The sequence below is a fragment of the Mesorhizobium sp. P3_A10 genome (assembly GCF_056403175.1).
On record NZ_JBFUFZ010000010.1, the window covers coordinates 76,344 to 97,578 of the forward strand.

The window sequence follows — 21,235 nt, forward strand, 5'->3', positions numbered from 1 at the left end:
CAAAAAATCACGCGGCGCCGTTGTCGCAAAACGGCCTCGCCCTTCGCCCCACCTTGGTTTAGAGCAGTGCCGAGGGTTAGAGCAATGCCGCAAGGCCAATAGAGAAACTACGAAATCCGATGAAATTTCTCGATCAAGCCAAAGTTTACATCCGCTCCGGCGACGGCGGCGCCGGTTCGGTGTCGTTTAGGCGCGAAAAATTCATCGAATTCGGCGGGCCGGATGGCGGCGATGGCGGCCGTGGCGGCGATGTCTGGCTGGAGGCCGTCAACGGGCTGAACACGCTGATCGACTATCGCTACCAGCAGCATTTCAAGGCCAAGACCGGCATTCACGGCATGGGCCGCAACATGACCGGCGCTAAGGGCGCCGACGTGACGCTGAAAGTGCCGGCCGGAACCCAGGTCTTTGCCGAGGACAATGAGACGCTGATCTGCGACCTGACCGTGGTCGGCCAGCGCTATCTGCTCGCCAAGGGCGGCAATGGCGGTTTCGGCAACCAGCATTTCAAGACCTCGACCAACCAGGCGCCGCGCCGCGCCAATCCCGGCCTGCCGGGCGAAGAGCTCAACATCTGGCTCAGGCTCAAGCTGATCGCCGATGCCGGCCTGGTCGGCCTGCCCAATGCCGGCAAGTCGACCTTTCTGGCGGCGGTTACCGCTGCCAAGCCGAAGATCGCCGACTATCCCTTCACCACGCTGCATCCCGGCCTCGGCGTCGCGCGCATCGATGCGCGCGAATTCGTCATCGCCGACATTCCCGGCCTGATCGAGGGCGCGCATGAAGGCGTCGGCATCGGCGACCGCTTTCTCGGCCATGTCGAGCGCACGCGCGTGCTGCTGCACCTGGTCTCGGCGCAGGAGGAAAACCCTGGCAAGGCCTACAAGACCGTGCGCGCCGAACTCGATGCCTATGGCAACGGGCTGATCGAAAAGGTCGAGATCGTCGCGCTTTCGCAGGTCGACATTCTCGATGCCGCCGAACGCAAGAAGAAGGTCGCGGCGCTGAAGCGTGCCGCCGGCCGTGCGCCGATGCTGCTGTCTGCCGTCACCGGTGAAGGCGTCGAGGCGGTGCTGCGTGCGCTGATGGCGGTGGTGGGCGAAGCCCGCGCCGCCACCGCGGCCCCGGTCGAGACACGCTGGGATCGCTAAGCATGGCTGCGCAGTCGCTGAAAAAATACCGGCGCATCACCGTCAAGATCGGCTCGGCGCTGCTCGTCGACCGCACGAGCGGCCTGAAGCGCGACTGGCTGGCGTCGCTGGCCGACGATATTGCTGTGCTGGCTGAGGGCGGCGCCGAAATCCTCGTCGTGTCCTCCGGCGCCATCGCGCTTGGCCGCACCATTCTCGGCCTTGGCAAGCGGGCGCTGAAGCTGGAAGAGAGCCAGGCGGCCGCTGCCGTCGGGCAGATCGCTTTGGCCGGCGCCTGGTCGGATGCGCTCGGCAAGGGCGGCCTGAAATCGGGCCAGATCCTTTTGACGCTGGGTGACACCGAAGAGCGCCGCCGCTACCTCAACGCGCGGGCGACGATCTCGACCTTGCTCAAGATGAAGGCGGTGCCGGTCATCAACGAGAACGACACGGTGGCGACCTCCGAAATCCGCTATGGCGACAATGACCGGCTGGCGGCGCGGGTGGCAACGATGATGGGTGCCGACCTTTTGGTGCTGCTCTCCGATATTGACGGGCTCTACACGGCGCCGCCGGCCAGAGATCCTGATGCCAGGTTCATTCCGGTGGTCGACCGCATCACGCCCGACATCGAAGCGATGGCGGGGGCGGCGGCGTCCGAACTGTCGCGCGGTGGCATGCGGACCAAACTCGACGCCGGCAAGATCGCCACCGCCGCCGGCACCGCCATGATCATCACCGCTGGCACGCGGCTGTCGCCATTGATGGCGATCGAACGCGGCGAGCGGGCGACCTTCTTTCGGCCGAGCGCCAATCCGGTCAAGGGCTACAAGACCTGGATCGCCGGCCAGCTCGAACCGGCGGGACGGCTGACCGTCGATGCCGGCGCCATCGGTGCGCTGCTGTCGGGCAAATCGCTGCTGCCGGCCGGCGTCAAATTGGTCAGCGGCAATTTCTCGCGCGGCGACACAGTGGCGATCCTGTCGCCCGAGGGCCGCGAGATCGCGCGCGGGCTGGTTGCGTACGATGCCGCCGATGCGGTGAGGATCGCAGGCCTGAAGACGGCCGAAATCGAAACTGTGCTTGGTTACGAAGCGCGCTCGGCGATGATCCACCGCGATGACCTTGTGGTGAGTGGCGCGGCCGACTGAGATGTGATCCCGCCATTCAAGGCGCGCTACTGGGCAGGTTCACGTGGCCATTTCGGTGGGTTGCGGTAGCGATCCTCTAGGTCCTGCTGCATCTTCAGAAGTTCGCTGCAACCTCCCAACTCTCCTTCAATGACAGCTTTGGCACGTCTATCTATTTCGGCTTGGGGGAGGTCCGTCCCATCTACGATGAGGTCGTGCATGACGGACTCGGCCATCATTGCGTCTGTCGCTTTTTCCTCCTCCATCTTTTTCTTGAATTCTGCCTCAAGCCTCACACGCGGCCCACATCCGTGTCCCTCCTCAACTACGATGTAGATTTGGGAAAGCGGCGTCGGTGGCGCGCCGCAATAGCGCTCGGCGAGTACGAGGGACATCATCGAACTTACCATGGTCATGGCCTTGCCATCCGGGCTCTCGCTTGGCTCGATCTTGTCGTCGCAATAATCGGCGGCGCGAAGGCCAGTCGATGCGAGCATCGCGCTCAGAGCAATGAGGACTATCGCGCTCTTCATTCCGCTTCCTCAAATCTGCGGCCATTGCCGCGAAGGCCGGCCGCGTGTAAATCCACCAAGCTTCACCGGAGCGGTCAGATGCTGAACAAACACCAAGGCGAAGATGTAGCCAGTTTGATGGCACGGACGGGCCGCAAGGCCCGCGCCGCCGCCCGACCGTTGGCTATCGCCACCACCGCCGCCAAGAATGCCGCGCTCATTGCCATGGGCGACGCGATCATTTCCCGTGAGCAGGAGATTCTCGACGCCAACGCTATCGATGTCTCGAACGGCCACGAATCGGGCTTGTCCTCCTCCTTCATGGACCGGCTGAAGCTCGATCCGGCGCGCATCCGCGCCATGGCCGACGGCATCAGGGAAATCGCCGAATTGCGCGACCCGGTCGGCGACGTCATCGCCGCCTGGGATCGCCCCAACGGCCTGCATATCGAACGCGTGCGCACACCGCTCGGCGTCGTCGGCGTCATCTATGAGAGCCGGCCGAATGTGACGGCGGATGCCGGTGCGCTCTGCCTCAAGGCCGGCAATCCGGTGATCCTGCGCGGCGGTTCGGATTCGCTCAACTCGTCTGCCGCCATCCATGCCTGCCTGGTCGAGGGGCTGAAGGCCGCCGGGCTGCCTGAGGACGCCATCCAACTGGTGCCGACCACCGACCGCGCCGCCGTTGGCGAGATGCTGAAAGGTCTTGGCGGTGCGCTCGACGTCATCATTCCGCGCGGCGGCAAGAGCCTGGTCGAGCGCGTGCAGAGCGAGGCCCGGGTGCCGGTGTTTGCTCATCTCGAAGGCATCTGCCATCTCTACATCGACCGCTCGGCCAAGCTCGACATGGCGGTTCAGATCGCGGTCAACGCCAAGATGCGGCGCACCGGCGTCTGCGGTGCCGCCGAGACTTTGCTGGTCGACCGCGCCGTTGCCTCGACGCATCTGGTGCCGATCCTCGACGCCTTGCGCGCGGCGGGCTGCGAGATTCATGCCGATCAAGAGGTGCTCAAACTGTTCTTTGACGCCAAGCCGGCGACCGATCTCGACTGGGTGACCGAATATCTCGATGCCATCCTCGCGGTGAAGCTGGTCGACGGCGTTGCCGGCGCGATCGAGCATATCGAGACGTTCTCCTCGCATCACACCGAGGCGATCGTCGCCGAAGATGCCAAAACGGTCGAAAGATTCTTCAACGAGATCGATTCGGCGATCCTCCTGCACAATGCCTCGACGCAGTTTGCCGATGGCGGCGAGTTCGGCATGGGCGCCGAGATCGGCATCGCCACCGGCAAGATGCATGCGCGCGGACCGGTCGGCGTCGAGCAACTGACCTCGTTCAAATACCGCGTGCGCGGGTCGGGGCAGGTGAGGCCTTGAGCGCTGGTCTTACCCTCCCCCTTGTGGGGAGGGTGGCGAGCGCAGCGAGCCGGGTGGGGGAACGACGCTGAATTCTACGATACCCCCACCCCGCTCCGCTTCGCAGATCGACCCTCCCCACAAGGGGGAGGGTGAGAACGCCGTTTCTTCCCCCTACCTCCGCATGCCGCATGCCGAAAAGGGTCTGACCGTCGGGCTGTTCGGCGGTTCGTTCAATCCGCCGCATGCCGGTCATGCGCTGGTCGCCGAGATTGCGCTGCGGCGGCTGGCGCTCGATCAGCTGTGGTGGATGGTCACCCCCGGCAATCCGCTGAAGAGCACGCGGGAATTGGCGCCCCTCGCCGAGCGGTTGCGCTTGTCGGAGGAGATTGCCAAGAACCCGCGGATCAAGGTCACTGCCTTCGAGGCCGCTCAGCATATCCGTTTTACCGCCGACACGCTGGCGCTGGTCAAGGCGCGCAACCCAGGCGTCGATTTCGTCTGGATCATGGGCGCCGACAGTTTGCGCGATTTCCATCGCTGGCAGCGCTGGCGCCAGATCGTGATGACGTTTCCGATCGCGGTCATCGATCGTCCAGGGGCGACGCTCTCCTTCCTGTCATCGGTCGTCGCCAAAACCTTCGACTATGCCCGCGTCGACGAGGGCGATGCGCCGCGGCTTGCCCGCATGAAGGCGCCGGCCTGGACTTTTATCCATGGCCCACGCTCGTCGCTGTCGTCGAGCGCGATCCGCAATATGGCAAAGCCGTGATCGACCCGGGCCTGCCCGCGATTCATGCTTTCTGGATCGGCGGGCCACTCGGGCCGATGCATGTCGCCTGCCTCAAATCCATCGTACGCCTTGGGCATCGCACCGTGCTGCATGTCTACGACGATCCCGGCGACGCGCCGTCGGGCGTAGAGCTTGCGGACGCGACGAAAATCCTGCCGCGGGAGCGCGTTATCGTCCACCGCAACGGCAGCTACTCGCTGTTCGCCGACATTTTTCGCTACAAGCTGCTTGCCAGCGGGGCCGAGGTCTATGTCGACTGCGACATGTATTGCGTGCGGCCTTTGCCGCGCCGTTCCTACATGTTCGGCTGGGAGAGCCAGACCCGCATCAACAATGCGGTGCTGAGCCTGCCCGTCGGGTCGCCGATCCTGTGCGATCTCGCTGAAGCGGTGGATCATCCCGAGCGGCTTCCGGAATGGTTTTCATGGACCAAGCGCTTGCGCTTCGGCGCCCGGCGGGCGTTCGGACGGATGAAGGGGTTCGAGAACCTGCCGCATGCCTCGCTCGGCCCGCCCTTGCTGACCTATCTGGTGCGCAAGCACGGCCTCTTGGCCGAAGCCTCGCCGCTGGATGTTTTCTACACCAACATCGAGGGGCAAGGCACTCTGCTCGATCCGCAACAATCTCTCGCGGACCTGGTCAGGCCGAACACTTTGGCTATCCACCTCTGGCACGGGTCGCTGCGCAAACTCTCCTTCGCCGATGTGCCGCCGACCTCGCCGCTGGGCGAAATTCTGGCCATGTGAGGATCCGCGCTGCTGGCCGTCCGGCGATGTCGCTTTTGCGGCGGCTTTTCGCCATGCGGTGGGCGATGGTGCGCGAATGCTGGAGAAGGACCGCGCCACAATCGATCAGGAGCAAGGCAAGCCGTCGGCGCCGCTGATCGCCATTGCCAGCGTCGTCTTGTCGATGGCGCTGATCGCGGTCGGCAACGGGCTGATGTTCGCCTACATTCCGGTCCGGCTCGGCGCCGAGGGTTTCGATCCGACCTGGGCCGGACTGATCATCACCGGGCTGTCGGCGGGCGGTCTCGCCGGCTGCATCCTGACCGGACCGCTGGTCAGAAGGGTCGGCCATGCCCGCGCCTTCATGGTGCTGTCGGCGCTGATCGCGCTCTCCAACGCCGCTGTCGGCGCCGGGACGCATCCCATCGTCTGGATTGCTGCGCGGGCTCTTTATGGCTTCTCGATCTGCGGTCTCTTCATCGTCGCGCAGAGCTGGCTGAACGACGCCGTCGCCAACGCCATACGTGGCAGGGTGATGGCGTTCTTCTACGTCGCCTATGTCGCCGGACTCGGTTTCGGCTATGCGACACTGGCGCTGGTCGACATCAATACGGCCGAGGCACCGCTGGTCGGCATCGCGTTCACCGCTTTGTCGATCCTTCCCGTCGGCATGACACGGCTGGCGCAGCCGCCGGCGCCCAGGGCGGCATCGGTGGCGCTCGGCCGCGCCTGGCGGATTTCGCCGGTGGGCGTTGCCGGCATGCTGGCCGTCGGCGGCCTGTCGATGGCGATCGCCGGCTTCGCGCCGATCCATGCCACGGCCAAGGGCTACAGCCAGGCCGATGTGGCGCTGCTGCTTTCGGCAATGCCGGTCGGCACGCTGATCCTGCAGATCCCGCTTGGCTGGATTTCCGACCGCACAGACCGGCGCTATGTGCTGATCGCCGCCTCGGCGCTTGCCGCCGGTGCGGGAGCGTTTGCCCTCGGTTTCGATGGCGGCGCGCTGGCGGCACTGATCGTCATCTATGTGGTCTGGGACGGCGCCTCCGAATCGATCTACTCGCTGGCCAGCGCGCATGCCGCGGACCGCGCCGGCAAGGACGATATGGTGGCGCTGTCCAGTTCGCTTTTGTTTGCCTGGTCGCTGTCGGGTTTTGTCGTGCCCGGTATCGTGACGGCGCTTTCGGCGATCTACGGCACGCAGGCCTTCATCTATGTGGCAATCGTCATTGCCACCGGTTTTTGCCTGTTCGTGCTGTGGCGGGTGGCCACCACGCAGGCGGTTCCCGCCACTGAAACCGGCAGTTTCGCGCCGATGACGGCGCAGGCGCCACTGCCGGTGGAGCTTGCCTTCGCGTCGGAAGAGCATGGCGGGAAAACGAGCTGATCGCCAAAACATCCGCCGTTTCCAGCGCTTGAGGCCAATGCTTTGAGGGCTCCGTCTTGAAACTGCAACGGAACTCTGCCTATCTAAGTGGTGTCACCTGCTTTGAAGGGTGATTTGGTTGTTCTTGCTGCGAAAGGAAATACACTGAGAACAGCACTGCGGAAGAAGGCCGACATCGTGCCTTCGCCGGCCGGGATCAGCGTAAACGACGCCGTGTCCCGCGCCATCAAGACAGTCCTTGCCAGTCTGGAAGACTCCAAGGCCGAAAACATCGTCTCAATCGACATTCAGGGGAAATCGAGCCTCGGCGACTACATGGTCGTTGCGTCGGGCCGATCGCACCGTCATGTCTCGGCTGTCGCCGACCATCTGCTCAAGGCGCTCAAGGATGCCGGTCTCGGCATGGCGCGCGTCGAAGGGCTGGCCGGTGCCGACTGGGTCCTGATCGATTCGGGCGACATCATCGTCCATGTCTTCCGCCCCGAAGTCCGCGACTTCTACAATCTTGAAAAGATGTGGCAGGCGCCGGATCTCGAGGAAGAGACCCTGCACTGAGCAGCTTTTGTTCTAGCTGCTTTTTGAGGCGAGGATGAAGATTACCGTTCATGCCGTGGGCCGGATGAAAGCCGGCCCCGAGAAGCAACTTGCCGACCGCTACTTCGAGCGTTTCGCCAAGAGCGGCCCGGCGGTGGGGCTCGAATTCTCAGGCGTTGTCGAGATTGCTGAGGGACGCGCCCAGACCGCCAATGAGCGTCGCCGCGAGGAAGGTCAGAAGCTGCAGACGCTGTTGCAGCAAGGCAGCGCGCTGATCCTGCTCGACGAGCGTGGCAAAAACCTGTCCTCCGAGGATTTCGCCGGGCGCATCGGCCTGTTGCGCGACGGCGGCCGCAAGGCCTTGGTCATCGCCATTGGCGGTGCCGACGGTCACGATCAATCGCTGCGCGATCAGGCGGAATTGACGGTGTCGTTCGGCGCGCTGACCTGGCCGCATCAATTGGTGCGTGTGATGCTGGGCGAGCAGCTTTACAGGGCCGCCACCATTCTTTCCGGGCATCCCTATCACCGCTCGTAATCCTGCGAACTGGTGCGAACCGCCCGGATTTCCGCCCCAATGCGCAGCGAGATTGCGTTGGAGACGGCCCACCTTTCGAACATGGTTGATTGTTCGTTAACGATGCCGCGCATAGAGTCGGGCTTCAATGTCTGAAGACTGGAAATCAAGAACGAGCTCCTGGCGCGCGCGCTGCGGCATCGCTGCGGCGGCGGTCGCTTTGTCGCTCGGCGCCGCGCAGGCCGAGAACACGCTCGACATGGCGCCCGACCCCGATCAGAGCCGGGCCGAATATGAGCAGGTCTCGAAAGAGATCACGCTGTCGTCCGAGCGGCTGGGCAAGCTCGCCGCCGACATAGCGGCGGTCAAGAAGGATCATGCCTCGATCACCGCGGCGCTGATCCAGTCGGCGATGACCGAGCAGAAGCTCGGCCAGGACATCGAGGACATCGGCGCCAAGCTCGAAGGGCTGAAGGGGCAGGAGCAGAAGCTCCGCACTTCGCTGCTGGCGCGGCGCGACGTCCTGGCTGAAGTGCTGGGCGCGCTGCAGCGCATGGGGCTCAACCCGCCGCCGGCAATCCTGGTCAAGCCCGAAGACGCGCTGTCGTCGGTGCGCAGCGCCATCCTGCTCGGCGCGGTGGTGCCGGAACTGCGCCAGCAGACCGACAGCTTGCTGGCCGACCTCAAGGAACAATCGCGGGTGACCGCCTCGATCGAGGCCGAGCGGGTACGGCTGACGGCGGCGGTCAGCGAGCAGGCGGCGGAAAAGAAGCGACTCAGCATGCTGCTCGAGGCCAAGCAGAAGCTCGAAGCGGACACCTGGACGGCTATGGTGGCCGAAAAGCAGCGATCCCAGGCACTTGCGGCCAAGGCCGGCAGCCTGAAAGAACTGATCGCCTCGCTCGAGGCCGACAAGAGCCGCAAGGCGGCGGATGCGGTCAAAGCCGGCGAGCAGAAGGCGGCTGACGCCGACAAGGCGGACACAGGCACGACCGCGTCAACGGAACTGGCGTCGCTGCCCGTGCCGGAAGGCAACCAGTTGACCGCCGCGGTCCCGTTTTCGGCGCTTCAGGGACAGGTCGCGCTGCCGGTCACCGGCAAGATCAAGCGGCGCTTCGGAGCCGATGACGGTAACGGCGCAGTGATGCTTGGCGACATGGTTGCGACACAATCGGGAGCCATCGTCACCGCACCGGCGGATGGAAATGTGCTTTATGCGGGGCCGTTTCGCTCCTATGGACAACTCTTGATCCTGAACGCAGGTGACGGCTATCATGTCGTCCTGGCGGGGATGAGCAGAATCAGCGTCGCGTCTGGCCAGTCGGTGCTCGCAGGAGAGCCGGTGGGCGCGATGGGAGAGGCCCGGGTGGCAAGCACCTCGGCCTCGAAGAATGGAAATGCCACGCCGGAACTCTATGTCGAGTTCCGCAAGGATGGAAAACCCGTCGATCCGACCCCATGGTGGGCGGACCGTTTTTCTGGAAGGACGTGAAATGATGCGGAAACTGTCGCTTCTGTTTGCCGGTGCGCTGATGGGCGCATCAGCGATGAGCCTGGTCTACGGCGCGCCTGGCTCGACGGCGAACGCTGCGGGCTCCGAAACGTACAAGCAACTGGCGATCTTCGGCGACATCTTCGAGCGTGTGCGGGCGCAATATGTGACGCCTCCGGACGACAAGTCGCTGGTCGAAAACGCCATCAACGGCATGCTCGCCTCGCTTGATCCGCACTCGTCCTACATGAATGCCGAGCAGGCGCAGGACATGCGCGTGCAGACCAAGGGTGAGTTCGGCGGCCTCGGCATCGAGGTCACCATGGAGAACGACCTGGTCAAGGTGATCACGCCGATCGACGACACACCGGCCGCCAAGGCTGGCGTGCTGGCCGGCGACTATATCGCCAAGATCGACGGCGACGAGGTGCGCGGGCTGACGCTGAATGACGCGGTCGAGAAGATGCGCGGGCCGGTCAACACGCCGATCAAGCTGACCATCCTGCGCCAGGGTGCCGACAAGCCGATCGAACTGACGGTCGTGCGCGACATCATCAAGGTCAAGGCGGTCAAGTTCCGGGTTGAAAACGACGTCGGCTACATGAAGATCACCTCGTTCACCGAAAAGACCTATGACGACCTCGAGAACGCCATCGACACCATCAAGAAGCAGGTGCCGAACGACAAGCTCAAGGGCTATGTGCTCGATCTCAGGCTCAATCCGGGCGGTTTGCTCGACCAGGCGGTGAGCGTGTCCGACGCCTTCCTCGACCGTGGCGAGATCGTCTCGACCCGCGGCCGCGATCCCAAGGACGTCACCCGCTTCGACGCAAGGCCGGGCGACGACATCGGCGCCAAGCCGCTGATCGTGCTCGTCAATGGCGGCTCGGCCAGTGCCTCGGAAATCGTTGCCGGTGCGTTGCAGGATCTGCGCCGCGCCACGGTGGTGGGCACGCAGTCTTTCGGCAAGGGTTCGGTGCAGACAATCATCCCGCTTGGCGAGAATGGTGCGCTGCGTCTGACGACGGCGCTCTACTACACGCCATCCGGCAAATCGATCCAGGGCAAGGGCATCACGCCCGACATCAAGGTCGACCAGCCGTTGCCGCCGGAATTGCAGGGCAGGGACCTGACCCGCGGCGAATCGGACCTCAAGGGCCATATCAAGGGCGCCGACGAGAGCGATACCGGTTCGGGCTCGGCTGCCTATGTGCCGCCGGATCCGAAGGACGATCTGCAGCTCATCTATGCCGAGCAGCTGTTGCGCGGCCAGAAGACCGATCCGGCGTTCCCGCCGAATCCGGACAAGGCTGTGCTCAACCAGTAAGGTTGGCCGGCCGGGCAAACAGCTCTGGCCGCCTGATCGAAGCGATGCGATGCTGCCGGGACCGCGAGGTTCCGGCAGTTTGATTCGGGGGACGTCGTTGTGGTGGCGTCGCGTCTCTGACGCGCCAACAGTTTTGAATTTGCGCAGGTCCTTTGCGACAGGGGTTTCCCTTTTAGCCGATCATGCGCCCGGGGATGCGGCTTGGCTGACATCGTAAAGGATATCGAACGCCCGCTTGGACAGACCGCCGCCCGGCCGCCGCGCGCGGCGTCGCGCACGGTCAGCGCCGGAGCGGTCGCAGCCACGCTTGCCGTGCTGGCGGTGGTCGGCATCTCCGGCGCGATCGCGCTGCGCGAAAAGCCGTTCCGCAAACCGGAAGCAGCCACTGTGTCGACGCCGAAAGTGACGGCGGCGGCGGAGCCTGCGGCAGCGCCGGCCACTGCACCGGCGGCGCCGAAGGCGGACGCGCCGGCCAAGACCGGCGGGCCGCAGATCATCCATGTGCAAACGGAAGAGGGCGACGGTCCGCCCAAGGCGGCCATCGTCATTCACGATCCGTCGACGCTCGGCCAGAATCTGAAGATCGCGCATATTCCCGATAAGGCGCTGATCGAGCCCAGCGACACCGGGCCGCTGCCGATCCGTGCCGCCGACGGAAGGCGGCCTTTCGATGTCTATGCGCGGCCATGGTCGGGCGCGCGCGGTGCCCGTGTGGCGATCGTCATTGGCGGGCTTGCCGTATCGCAGACCGGCACGCAGGCGGCGATTGCCAAGCTGCCGGCCGAGGTGACGCTGGCCTTCGCACCGCAAGGCAACAGCATCGGCCGCTGGATGCAGGCGGCGCGGCAGAGCGGCCATGAGATCGTCCTGCAGGTGCCGCTGGAGCCGTTCGACTATCCAAACGTCAATCCCGGCCGCAACACGCTGACCGTTTCGGCGACGCCGGAAGAGAATCTGAAGAGCCTGCACTGGGCTCTGTCGCGCACGACCAACTATACCGGCGTCATGAACTATATGGGCGCGCGCTTTTCGGCCGATGCGACAGCGATGGGGCCATTCATGGCCGAGCTCGGCAGACGCGGCCTGGCCTATATCGACGACGGCTCGTCAGCGCGGAGCCTGGCGCCGGACCTCGCCTTGAAGGACGGCGTGCCGTTCGTCGCCGGCGACACGGCGATCGATGCCTTACAGGATCGCGGCGCGATCCTGAAAAAGCTCGACGCGCTGGAAGCCACCGCGCGGGCCAAAGGCTCTGCCGTCGGCATCGGCTCGGCTTTCGACCTGACGGTCGACACGGTGTCGTCCTGGGTGGTGGAAGCCAAGAAGCGCGGCATCGAGATCGTGCCGATCTCGGCGGTGGCCATTGACCCGGAAAAAGGCTAGCAGCCGTCTTGATAATTCTACTCCGGCGGGCATCTGGCGGCGTTTTCTGCGCTTCCGGTGCTCATGTACTTTAAGTACGCTCCGCTCCGATTCTCGAAACCGCTCGCCACCTGCCTCGCCGGAGCGAATTCTCAAAACGGCTGGAAATCTGACCGATGTCAAAGAAGAAAATCGATCCCGAGACGCTGCCTTATCGTCCCTGCGTCGGGCTGATGATCCTCAATGGCGACGGCCTGGTCTGGGTCGGCCATCGCATTGCCGAGCCGGACAGCGAATTCGCCGGCACCACACAACTCTGGCAAATGCCGCAGGGCGGCATCGACAAGGGCGAGGAGCCGCTGCAGGCGGCGGAGCGGGAACTCTACGAAGAGACAGGCATGCGCTCGGTCTCGCTGCTGGCCGAGGCGCCCCACTGGATCAACTACGACCTGCCGGCCGACCTGGTCGGCATCGCCTTCAAAGGACGCTATCGCGGCCAGACGCAAAAGTGGTTTGCCTTCCGCTTTCACGGCGAGGCGAGCGAAATCCTGATCAATCCGCCGCCGGGCGGCCATACCGCCGAGTTCGACAAATGGGCCTGGCAACCAATGCAGGACCTGCCCGACCTGATCGTGCCGTTCAAGCGCAAGGTCTATGAGGACGTGGTGGCGGCGTTCCGGCATCTGGTGGCGTAGGGCGGCCAGGGACGGCATCGTCTCCGCATGGTTGCGGCGCCCGCGCGGCGGCCCTATTGATGGGTTGACGCAACAAGGGGCTGGCATGAGCAACGCCGCCGAAGGGTCTTTCCCCGAACCTGTCGACACAGCCGGCGAGCCGGTCAGCGAAGCGGCGGCCGGCGCGATTCTGACCATCGACCTTGGTGCCATCAGGGAAAACTACCGGCGATTGAAGGCGCAACTGGGCGGCGTGCGGTGCGCCGGAGTCGTCAAGGCCGACGGCTATGGTCTGGGCGCGGCGCCAATCGCACGGGCGCTGGCAGAAGAAGGCTGCACGATCTTCTTCGTCGCGCTTCTGGCCGAGGGTCTGGCGCTGCGCAAGGCGCTCGGACCCCAGCCCGTGGTCCATGTCCTCAACGGCCTGCCGTCCGGCTCGGAACCAGAAGCGGTTGCGGCGGAGCTTGTTCCCGTCATCAACAGCGCTGGCCAACTCAAGGCCTGGGGTGAAGCCTGCCGACAGGCCGGACGCAAGCTGCCGGCAGCGATCCAGGTCGACAGCGGCATGTCGCGGCTCGGCATGGCACCTGCGGAAGTGGAAGCGATTGCTGCTGATCCGCATGCCTTCGACGGCATCGCCGTTACCCTTGTCATGAGCCATCTCGCTTGCGCCGACGAGCCGGAGCATCCAGCCAACGAGCGGCAATGGCTGGTCTTCGAACGCCTGCGCAAGGTGCTGCCCGAGGCTCCCGCTTCGCTCGCCAATTCCTCCGGCATCTTTCTGGGGTCGGCCTTTCATTTCGACCTCGCCCGCCCGGGGGCGGCGCTCTACGGCATCAATCCAACGCCGGGCGAACCGAACCCGATGCTGCCGGTGGTGCGGCTGCAGGCGAAGGTCGTACAGATTCGCAGCCTGCAAACGGGAGCCGGCGTCGGCTACGGCCACACCTTTCACGCAACGGGTCCGTTGAGCGCGGCGACGATTTCGCTTGGCTATGCCGATGGCTGGCATCGCCGCGCGGCCTCCGCCGCCTGGTTCGAAGGCGTGCGCTTGCCCTTCCTCGGGCGCGTGTCGATGGACTCGATCATCCTCGACATTTCCGCGCTGCCGGAGGGCAAGCTTGCGGAAGGTGACCTCGTCGAACTGCTCGGCCCGTCGCAGAGCGTCGACGATGCCGCCGGCCATGCCGGCACCATCGGCTATGAAATCCTGACCAGCCTCGGGTCACGCTTCCATCGCCGCTACGTGAACGGATAGCGGCAGAGCACACAGGCACTTGGCGAGCACCATAAAATCCGGCAGACAGAAGTCAGGACGATCCGGGCCTGAAAAGACGTCGTCGTGGAGAATGGTGCGATGAAGATCCTGGTGTTGGGCGGCGGCGTGATCGGGGTCACCACCGCCTATTTTCTCGCCGAGGCCGGCCACGAAGTGACGGTTATCGATCGCCAGAAAGGCCCGGCGCTGGAAACCAGTTTTGCCAATGCCGGCGAGGTCTCGCCCGGCTACGCCTCGCCTTGGGCGGGACCCGGCATCCCGCTGAAGGCGATCAAGTGGCTGCTGATGAAGCATGGGCCGCTGGTGGTGCGGCCGGCCTTCGATCCTCATATGTGGATCTGGCTGCTCAAGATGCTGCGCAACTGCACGGCGGAACGCTATGCGGTGAACAAGGCGCGCATGGTGCCGCTGGCCGAATACAGCCGTGATACGCTGAAGGCGCTGCGCGAAACGAACGGCATTGCCTATGACGCACGGGCCAAGGGAACGCTGCAGCTTTTCCGCACGCAAAAGCAGCTCGACGGCACATCAGGCGATATCGAGGTGCTGAAGACCTATGGCGTTCCCTACGAGGTGCTCGATCCCGATGGCTGCATCGTGGCAGAGCCGGCACTGGCGGGCGTGCGCGAAAAGTTTGTCGGCGGGCTCAGGCTGCCGGGCGACGAAACCGGCGACTGCAAGATGTTCACCGACCGTCTGGCCGAGCTGTGTGTTGCGCGCGGCGTCACCTTTGAATACGGCACGACGATCCGACGCGTCGTCAAGAACCGCAACCGCATCACCAACATTGCCACCGACAAGGGCTGGCGGGTGGCCGACGCCTATGTGATGGCGATGGGCAGCTATTCGGCGAAATTCATGCGTCAGCTGAAACGGCCGATCCCGGTCTATCCGGTCAAGGGCTATTCGATCACCGTGCCGATCAAGGATGCAGCCGCAGCACCCGAATCCACGGTCATGGACGAAACCTACAAGGTGGCGATCACCAGGCTCGGCGACCGTATCCGCGTCGGCGGCACGGCGGAGATTTCAGGCTTCGATCTCAACCTGCACGAATCGCGGCGCCGCACGCTCGAGCACTCGGTTGGCGACCTGTTTCCGGAGGGCGGCGATCTCAAGGCGGCGACGTTCTGGTGCGGACTGCGGCCGATGACGCCAGACGGGCCGCCGCTGATCGGCCGCACCGAATTTTCCAACCTCTATCTCAACACCGGCCATGGCACGCTCGGCTGGACCATGGCCTGCGGCTCGGCCAAGGTGCTGGCCGACATCATCTCCAGCCGGGTGCCTGACATCAATGCGCGCGACCTCGGGCCGGAGCGATACGTCAAGTAACTAGAGCCTGTTCCATCCCGATGGAAATCGGGATGGGGCTCTATCTCTTTGTTTGAGCATGATCTTTTCCGAAAACCGGATTCCACTTTTCGGGATCATGCTCTTAGAACGCTTCCTTCACCCAGCCTTTGCTAAACAGCAGGCGGTAGGCCCAGGGGATCGTCACCTTCGTCGAGACCGGGTTGGAGTGGGCGACATAGTCGTCGTAGATCGGCTGCATCTTGGCATAGAAGGCGGGATCGAGAACCATCATGCCGTTCTCCGAGTCGTGGAAGAAGCTGCGGTTGTTGAGGTTGACCGAAGAGATCGTCACCAGCCTTTCGTCGATCATCATGATCTTGGAATGCAGCACGACATCGGGCGCCTTGAATTCGCGAATGTTGATGCGGTCGCCGTATTTCTCGACGAACAGCTTGTTGAGCGCTGTCAGGAACTTGCCGCCGATGTCGCCCTTGAGGTCGATGCGGCCGACAATGTCGATCCTGACGCCGCGGGCCAGCGCCCGGTCGAAGGCCAGAGCCAGCTTCGGCGTCAGATTGAGATAGGGATTGACGATCTCGATGTGGTGCTCGGCGGTGTCGATCAACTCGACGAAATACGCCTCCAGCGCATGCCCGTCCTCGTAGGGCACGGAGATGAAATGCCGCGCCGTGCCCAGCGGCCGCTTGCCGCCTGAGCGGACCGGAATGGAGAACGGCCGGGCGATGTTGGTGTCGGCGTCGCGCAGCCACAGCGTCGAAAGATGCGCGGCGAGCGTCTCGACCGTGGCCCGGTCTGATATCTCGATGTCGAAGTCGCTCCAGTTCGAATAGTAGTTCAGCGACAGCCCGTCGGTCCGACCATACTGCTGGAGGTTCGGGTAGCGCGACAGGTCGACCGGCTTGTGGAACAGGAAGCCGTCATGGATGTTGCGGCCGCCGATGATGACGCGTGAGCGGCCGGGATCCTGCGCCAGCGTCGCCAGCATCTTGACGTGGTGGGTCTTGTGGAATTGCGACAGCTGCTCGTCGATCGGCGCGCCGTGGTCGGCCCGCCAACGGTATTCCTGCAGCTCGACATTGGGGAATTCGGCCGCCAGCCGATGCAGCATGGCGTCGTCCTTGTCGCGCTCCAGCACATCGGTCACCATGATGCGCACCTTGGTGCCAAGTGCGGCGTGATGGCGGATCAGCCGCTCGATGATGCGACCGGAAAAGTCCGCCTTGAACTCCAGCGACGACAGGTAGATCAGCTTGAGCTTTGGCGCCTGCGAGAAATCGAGTGGCAGTTCCGGGTCGCCCCTGTCGAAGGCGCTGTCGGGCAAGGCCGCGCCCATCAGCGCCTCGACCTTGGCATTGAAGCCGTCGCGCGACTTGCGCAACAAGCGGGGCTGAGCGAGCGGCAGAGCGCAGGTCTGCGACAGCCAGCGGCTGGCGTAGAAAACGCGGTCCAGCTCTTCGAGGCCGGCCGGATCGGGGACCGGACAGAGCTGGTAGCGGCTGTCGAAGGCGGCCAGCGCAGGGTCGGCGATTTCTTCGCGCAGGACGGTGAGCGGCGCGCCGGCCGGGGCAAGACTGGAACGGATTTGCAGGTTGCAGCGGTTGAGGCTGCCGCTCGGCAACAGGCTGACGGCGACGCCCTCCCCGGACAGGTGGAACCGAAATGCCGCGCCCTTAGCGATAGTACGCGAATGGCCGCCGGCGCGGAGCGCCAGCGCCCCGTCACATGTGCCGCCGATGTCGACCGGCTGCCGGCCCGCCTGGCGCAACAGGATTTCGACCGACCGCGCCTGCAGGCCGGAAAAGCTGAAAGTCTTGGGTAGGGAAGGTCGGGCGGCCGCGTCGACATAGAGTGTCTGCCGCGACACACGCCAGCGGCCGTCGAAACGGCCTTCGCCGGCTTTGCCGCTCGTCGGCGGCACCTGCGGCGCGGCGACCGGCTTTGCCATTTGCTCCAATGCCCGATAGGTCGCCTGGAAGTCGCTGTTGGCGATGGCGTGACGATCGTGGCCGAAAGGGCCGGTGCCGTTGGTGCGGTCGATGGCGCCGATCTGGTTGTGGGCGAGCAATGCCAGGAACTGCTTTTCGTAGTCGCTGATGCCGGCATTGCCGAAAAACTGGGTGGCCGCGATTTGCGGTCCTGATGCGCCCGCCGACAGTGACGGTCTCGTGCAATCCTTCCCGTCTGGGAAGAAATCACAGCCATGGCGAAGTGGACCGGCGCAGCCGGCAAGCGCGGCAAACGCCAGTCCGAGCAGGGCCATGCATGCGGCCCGGTTCAACCCGCTGCCTCGTTCAATTCCTTCAACTGGGCGGGATCGCGCGGCGGCATGAAGCCTTGCGGAAAGACCTTGCAGACCGGAAGCGCGAAGGTGGCGATCAAAAGCTCTGCCTCGCCGCGCATCTTTTTTGGCGCCGTCCTGTCATCGCGGATCGTCTTCGCCGAGGCGATGAGAGCACTGTCACAATCGCAATGATTGTGACGGGCGATGTAGCAGGCGTCATGGGTTTGGCAAGCGCTATCAAGACGATCGACCGGCCGGGCCGAGAGGTCGCCGGTGCGGGTGCCGGGGCCGCAGTAATTGCCGAAGACGAAAGGCGACGGGCGCGCCATCGCAGTGCGGATCGGCTTGGGCAAGTCCGCTTCCGGCACCTTCGTCCACGGGTTGGCGCAGGCGGAGACGAAAACCAGCGGCAGGATGGCAAGAACGGCTCGCATCTTTTCCGCGCCAATTTTCCGAAAATGTCCCCACCCAGCGCTTTGGCCACGTGAATCGGGAACGCCTGCACCTGATGCCACACAGCCCGATTTTGTGGCAAGGGCAAGGCGGCAGGAGCGGCACAGTTTGTGCTCCTATACGAACAGGCTTCGTTCCCGCTCCACCGCCTTGGTGATGAAGTTGGCGACGATCTGGACGCGGCGCAGCGGCCTGACCGATTCGTGATAGACCAGCCAGTAGGCGCGGCGGATGGGCGCGACGATGTCGACCGGGAGCAACTCCGGCATCGAGCGGGCGACGAATGTGTGCAGGATGCCGATGCCGGCCCCGGATCGCACCGCCTCTGCCTGGCCGAGCGCCGAGGAAATGGCGAAACTGGTGCGCCAGTCGGGGCTGAACTCGGCCGCATAGTCGAGCGACGGACTGACGATGAGGTCCGGCACGTAGCCGATCAGATTGTGCTGGCCAAGCTCGGCGGCTGTTTTGGGCAAGCCATGCGCCTGCGCATAGGCGTGCGACGCGAACAGGCCGAGCGTATAGTCGACCAGCTTCCCCGCCACCAGCCGGCCTTCCGTCGGCCGCTCTACGGTGATCGCTATGTCGGCCTCGCGCCGGGACAGCGAGAAGGAGCGCGGCACCGGCACCAGTTGGATGGTGAGTTCGCGGTGAAGCGCGGTGAGCACACCAAGATGTTTGGCCAGGAAGGCGACGCCGAAACCGTCCGGCGCACCGATCCGCACAGTGCCGGAGACATCGTCGCCTTCGCCAGCAACGGTCGAGCGCGCGGCGATCATGTCGCCCTCCATGCGCTCGGCGATGTCGAGGAAGCGCTCGCCGGCCGGCGTCAGCTCGCTGCCGGTGGTAAGCCGGCGAAAGAGTTTTGTCCTAAGCGCGTCCTCGAGCGCGGCGATGCGGCGCGAGACGGTGGCATGGTTGAGCTCCAGCCGCTTGGCCGCGCCAAGGATCTGGCCAGCGCGCGCCACGGCAAGGAAGATGCGGACGTCATCCCAGTTCATGGGGATGGTCCCGGGGACAACGATCAAAGCCGCGTTCCTTCGCGCCCCCCTCTGTCCTGCCGGACATCTCCCCCTCAAGGGGGGAGATCAGCAGTTTCGCCGCCGGCCTTTTCCCTGCGACGCTGGAGATTGGCGAAAGCAGAGATGACAAGGCAATCTCCCCCCGTGTGGGGGAGATGTCCGGCAGGACAGAGGGGGGCGTGACGAAGCTCAAACCTAAGAGTTCCTTTGACGATGGGCCCACCCTATCATTTGCGGCAATTGATGCACAGCCGCCAACTGCTATCGATTTCACGCACAACGGTTGCGTTCTCCCTCGCGTTGCCATCGACCGCGCAAAGGCGTTGAATGATCCCATCACAACAAAGGGAGAGAAATCATGATCGACTACGGTCATTTCATCGGCGGCAAGCATGTCGCCGGCACCAGCGGCCGCAAGCAGGATGTCATGCAGCCGATGGATGGCACCGTGCGTGGCACGGTAGCGCTGGCTTCGCAGGCGGAACTGCGCGCAGCGGTAATCAATGCCAGGGAAGCCCAGCCCAAATGGGCGGCAACCAACCCGCAGCGGCGCGTGCGCGTCTTGATGAAGTTCCTCGAACTGGTTGCAAGAGAATACGACTCGCTGGCCGAAATCCTGGCGCGCGAGCACGGCAAGACCATCGCCGACGCCAAGGGTGACATCCAGCGCGGCCTCGAAGTGGTCGAAGTCTGCATCGGCGCGCCGCATATGATGAAGGGCGAATTTACCGACGGCGCCGGCCCCGGCATCGACGTCTATTCGATGCGACAGCCGCTCGGCGTCGTCGCCGGCATCACGCCGTTCAATTTCCCGGCCATGATCCCGCTGTGGAAGATCGCGCCGGCCATTGCTTGCGGCAACGCCTTCATCCTGAAGCCTTCCGAGCGCGACCCGGGCGTGCCGATGCGCATTGCCGAGCTGTTCATCGAGGCCGGCCTGCCGGCAGGCATCCTCAACGTCGTCAATGGCGACAAGGATGTGGTCGACGCCATCCTCGACGACCCCGATATCAAGGCCATCGGTTTTGTCGGCTCGACGCCGATCGCCCAGTACATCTATTCGCGCGGCACCGCGTCGGGCAAGCGCGTGCAGTGCTTCGGTGGCGCCAAGAACCACATGATCATCATGCCCGATGCAGACATGGACCAGACCGTCGACGCACTGATCGGCGCCGGCTACGGCTCGGCCGGCGAGCGCTGCATGGCGATCTCGGTGGCGGTTCCGGTCGGCAACGACACCGCCAACCGGCTGATGGAAAAGCTGGTCCCGCGCGTCGAAAGCCTGAAGGTCGGTCCTTCTACCGACTCGTCCGCCGATTTCGGCCCGCTGGTCACGGCGCAGGCGCTGGAGCGGGTCAAGGGTTATGTCGACATCGGCGTCAAGGAAGGCGCCAAGCTGGTCGTCGACGGCCGCGGCTTCTCCATGCAGGGCTATGAAGACGGCTACTATATGGGCGGCTGCCTGTTCGACAATGTGACCGCCGACATGCGCATCTACAAAGAAGAGATCTTTGGCCCGGTGCTCTCGGTGGTGCGTGCACCGACCTATGAGAGCGCCATCAAGCTCGCCAACGACCACGAGATGGGCAATGGCGTCGCCATCTTCACTCGTGACGGCGACGCGGCGCGCGATTTCGCAAGCCGTGTCCAGGTCGGCATGGTCGGCGTCAACGTGCCGATCCCGGTGCCGATCGCCTACTACACCTTCGGCGGCTGGAAGGGTTCCTCGTTCGGCGACCTCAACCAGCACGGCCCGGACGCGTTCCGCTTCTACACCAAGACCAAGACGGTGACCTCGCGTTGGCCGTCCGGCGTCAAGGACGGTGCCGAATTCGTCATCCCGACGATGAACTGAGGTCGGTAACATTTCAAAATAAAGAAAGAGGCGGGTTATCCCGCCTTTTTCGTTTTTGTAGGTCCGGTGGCGCAGGTGACGGCAAGGCA

Annotated in this window: 19 protein-coding genes; 15 read left to right on the top strand and 4 right to left on the bottom strand. The window is 64.2% G+C overall.

What is annotated here, in order from left to right; genetic code table 11:
* Positions 1–119 precede the first annotated feature (119 nt).
* Both obgE and proB read left to right on the top strand, forming a co-directional pair.
* Positions 120–1,151, top strand: a complete 1,032-nt coding sequence (gene obgE, locus AC1DXU_RS28115) for a GTPase ObgE (protein ID WP_477319964.1) — start codon at positions 120–122, stop codon at positions 1,149–1,151.
* A gap of 2 nt (positions 1,152–1,153) precedes the next feature.
* Positions 1,154–2,281, top strand: coding sequence for a glutamate 5-kinase (gene proB, locus AC1DXU_RS28120; protein WP_477374259.1), 1,128 nt, complete (start codon positions 1,154–1,156; stop codon positions 2,279–2,281).
* Between the two features lie 26 nt (positions 2,282–2,307).
* Here the strand turns inward: proB and AC1DXU_RS28125 are convergent, their stop codons facing one another.
* Positions 2,308–2,793, bottom strand: coding sequence for a hypothetical protein (locus AC1DXU_RS28125; RefSeq protein ID WP_477374261.1), 486 nt, complete (start codon positions 2,791–2,793; stop codon positions 2,308–2,310).
* A gap of 78 nt (positions 2,794–2,871) precedes the next feature.
* Here AC1DXU_RS28125 and AC1DXU_RS28130 point away from each other — a divergent pair, with 78 nt between their 5' ends.
* The 12 genes from AC1DXU_RS28130 to AC1DXU_RS28185 all read left to right on the top strand — a co-directional run bounded on the left by AC1DXU_RS28130 (position 2,872) and on the right by AC1DXU_RS28185 (position 15,556).
* Positions 2,872–4,152 (top strand): glutamate-5-semialdehyde dehydrogenase, encoded by a 1,281-nt coding sequence (locus AC1DXU_RS28130; RefSeq protein ID WP_477374263.1) that lies wholly within the window; start codon positions 2,872–2,874, stop codon positions 4,150–4,152.
* Between the two features lie 163 nt (positions 4,153–4,315).
* Positions 4,316–4,903 (top strand): nicotinate-nucleotide adenylyltransferase, encoded by a 588-nt coding sequence (locus AC1DXU_RS28135; protein WP_477374264.1) that lies wholly within the window; start codon positions 4,316–4,318, stop codon positions 4,901–4,903.
* Positions 4,900–5,670, top strand: coding sequence for a glycosyltransferase family 32 protein (locus tag AC1DXU_RS28140; RefSeq protein WP_477374266.1), 771 nt, complete (start codon positions 4,900–4,902; stop codon positions 5,668–5,670). Before AC1DXU_RS28135 ends, AC1DXU_RS28140 begins: the two co-directional genes overlap by 4 nt.
* 76 nt (positions 5,671–5,746) lie before the next feature.
* Positions 5,747–7,036 carry an MFS transporter gene (locus tag AC1DXU_RS28145; protein ID WP_477374268.1) on the top strand — a complete coding sequence of 430 codons (1,290 nt, stop codon included), beginning with the start codon at positions 5,747–5,749 and terminating at the stop codon, positions 7,034–7,036.
* 177 nt (positions 7,037–7,213) lie between these two features.
* Positions 7,214–7,591 (top strand): ribosome silencing factor, encoded by a 378-nt coding sequence (rsfS, locus tag AC1DXU_RS28150; protein WP_477246006.1) that lies wholly within the window; start codon positions 7,214–7,216, stop codon positions 7,589–7,591.
* Between the two features lie 34 nt (positions 7,592–7,625).
* Positions 7,626–8,108, top strand: a complete 483-nt coding sequence (rlmH, locus tag AC1DXU_RS28155; protein WP_477374270.1) for a 23S rRNA (pseudouridine(1915)-N(3))-methyltransferase RlmH — start codon at positions 7,626–7,628, stop codon at positions 8,106–8,108.
* 127 nt (positions 8,109–8,235) lie between these two features.
* A complete protein-coding gene (locus tag AC1DXU_RS28160) occupies positions 8,236–9,579 on the top strand; it encodes a murein hydrolase activator EnvC family protein (protein ID WP_477374272.1) in 1,344 nt (447 codons plus the stop codon).
* 1 nt (position 9,580) lies between these two features.
* On the top strand, positions 9,581–10,906 hold the full coding sequence (locus tag AC1DXU_RS28165) for a S41 family peptidase (protein WP_477319948.1): 1,326 nt from the start codon (positions 9,581–9,583) through the stop codon (positions 10,904–10,906).
* A gap of 201 nt (positions 10,907–11,107) precedes the next feature.
* The gene (locus AC1DXU_RS28170) at positions 11,108–12,289 is read left to right on the top strand and encodes a divergent polysaccharide deacetylase family protein (protein ID WP_477374274.1); all 1,182 of its coding nucleotides are present in this window, start codon (positions 11,108–11,110) and stop codon (positions 12,287–12,289) included.
* Positions 12,290–12,444: 155 nt separating this feature from the next.
* Positions 12,445–12,963 (top strand): RNA pyrophosphohydrolase, encoded by a 519-nt coding sequence (locus tag AC1DXU_RS28175; protein WP_477374276.1) that lies wholly within the window; start codon positions 12,445–12,447, stop codon positions 12,961–12,963.
* 85 nt (positions 12,964–13,048) lie between these two features.
* Positions 13,049–14,200 carry an alanine racemase gene (gene alr, locus AC1DXU_RS28180; RefSeq protein ID WP_477374278.1) on the top strand — a complete coding sequence of 384 codons (1,152 nt, stop codon included), beginning with the start codon at positions 13,049–13,051 and terminating at the stop codon, positions 14,198–14,200.
* A gap of 99 nt (positions 14,201–14,299) precedes the next feature.
* Positions 14,300–15,556 carry a D-amino acid dehydrogenase gene (locus AC1DXU_RS28185; RefSeq protein WP_477374280.1) on the top strand — a complete coding sequence of 419 codons (1,257 nt, stop codon included), beginning with the start codon at positions 14,300–14,302 and terminating at the stop codon, positions 15,554–15,556.
* Between the two features lie 103 nt (positions 15,557–15,659).
* Here AC1DXU_RS28185 and AC1DXU_RS28190 read toward each other — a convergent pair whose 3' ends face one another.
* The 3 genes from AC1DXU_RS28190 to AC1DXU_RS28200 all read right to left on the bottom strand — a co-directional run bounded on the left by AC1DXU_RS28190 (position 15,660) and on the right by AC1DXU_RS28200 (position 19,270).
* Positions 15,660–17,798 (bottom strand): phospholipase D-like domain-containing protein, encoded by a 2,139-nt coding sequence (locus AC1DXU_RS28190; RefSeq protein WP_477374282.1) that lies wholly within the window; start codon positions 17,796–17,798, stop codon positions 15,660–15,662.
* 14 nt (positions 17,799–17,812) lie between these two features.
* Positions 17,813–18,253: a hypothetical protein gene (locus AC1DXU_RS28195; RefSeq protein ID WP_477374284.1), complete on the bottom strand. Its 441-nt coding sequence runs from the start codon at positions 18,251–18,253 to the stop codon at positions 17,813–17,815.
* 135 nt (positions 18,254–18,388) lie between these two features.
* Positions 18,389–19,270 carry a LysR family transcriptional regulator gene (locus AC1DXU_RS28200; RefSeq protein WP_477374286.1) on the bottom strand — a complete coding sequence of 294 codons (882 nt, stop codon included), beginning with the start codon at positions 19,268–19,270 and terminating at the stop codon, positions 18,389–18,391.
* Positions 19,271–19,649: 379 nt separating this feature from the next.
* Between AC1DXU_RS28200 and AC1DXU_RS28205 the strand changes: the two genes are divergently transcribed.
* On the top strand, positions 19,650–21,146 hold the full coding sequence (locus AC1DXU_RS28205) for a CoA-acylating methylmalonate-semialdehyde dehydrogenase (RefSeq protein WP_477319934.1): 1,497 nt from the start codon (positions 19,650–19,652) through the stop codon (positions 21,144–21,146).
* Positions 21,147–21,235: the final 89 nt, after the last annotated feature.

Bases quoted from the DNA above. Each gene is read 5' to 3' on its own strand.
- obgE (WP_477319964.1), top strand. From the start codon at position 120: ATGAAATTTCTCGATCAAGCCAAAGTTTACATCCGCTCCGGCGACGGC.
- proB (WP_477374259.1), top strand. From the start codon at position 1,154: ATGGCTGCGCAGTCGCTGAAAAAATACCGGCGCATCACCGTCAAGATC.
- AC1DXU_RS28125 (WP_477374261.1), bottom strand. From the start codon at position 2,793: ATGAAGAGCGCGATAGTCCTCATTGCTCTGAGCGCGATGCTCGCATCG.
- AC1DXU_RS28130 (WP_477374263.1), top strand. From the start codon at position 2,872: ATGCTGAACAAACACCAAGGCGAAGATGTAGCCAGTTTGATGGCACGG.
- AC1DXU_RS28135 (WP_477374264.1), top strand. From the start codon at position 4,316: ATGCCGCATGCCGAAAAGGGTCTGACCGTCGGGCTGTTCGGCGGTTCG.
- AC1DXU_RS28145 (WP_477374268.1), top strand. From the start codon at position 5,747: ATGCTGGAGAAGGACCGCGCCACAATCGATCAGGAGCAAGGCAAGCCG.
- rlmH (WP_477374270.1), top strand. From the start codon at position 7,626: ATGAAGATTACCGTTCATGCCGTGGGCCGGATGAAAGCCGGCCCCGAG.
- AC1DXU_RS28160 (WP_477374272.1), top strand. From the start codon at position 8,236: ATGTCTGAAGACTGGAAATCAAGAACGAGCTCCTGGCGCGCGCGCTGC.
- AC1DXU_RS28165 (WP_477319948.1), top strand. From the start codon at position 9,581: ATGATGCGGAAACTGTCGCTTCTGTTTGCCGGTGCGCTGATGGGCGCA.
- AC1DXU_RS28175 (WP_477374276.1), top strand. From the start codon at position 12,445: ATGTCAAAGAAGAAAATCGATCCCGAGACGCTGCCTTATCGTCCCTGC.
- alr (WP_477374278.1), top strand. From the start codon at position 13,049: ATGAGCAACGCCGCCGAAGGGTCTTTCCCCGAACCTGTCGACACAGCC.
- AC1DXU_RS28185 (WP_477374280.1), top strand. From the start codon at position 14,300: ATGAAGATCCTGGTGTTGGGCGGCGGCGTGATCGGGGTCACCACCGCC.
- AC1DXU_RS28190 (WP_477374282.1), bottom strand. From the start codon at position 17,798: ATGGCCCTGCTCGGACTGGCGTTTGCCGCGCTTGCCGGCTGCGCCGGT.
- AC1DXU_RS28195 (WP_477374284.1), bottom strand. From the start codon at position 18,253: ATGCGAGCCGTTCTTGCCATCCTGCCGCTGGTTTTCGTCTCCGCCTGC.
- AC1DXU_RS28200 (WP_477374286.1), bottom strand. From the start codon at position 19,270: ATGAACTGGGATGACGTCCGCATCTTCCTTGCCGTGGCGCGCGCTGGC.
- AC1DXU_RS28205 (WP_477319934.1), top strand. From the start codon at position 19,650: ATGATCGACTACGGTCATTTCATCGGCGGCAAGCATGTCGCCGGCACC.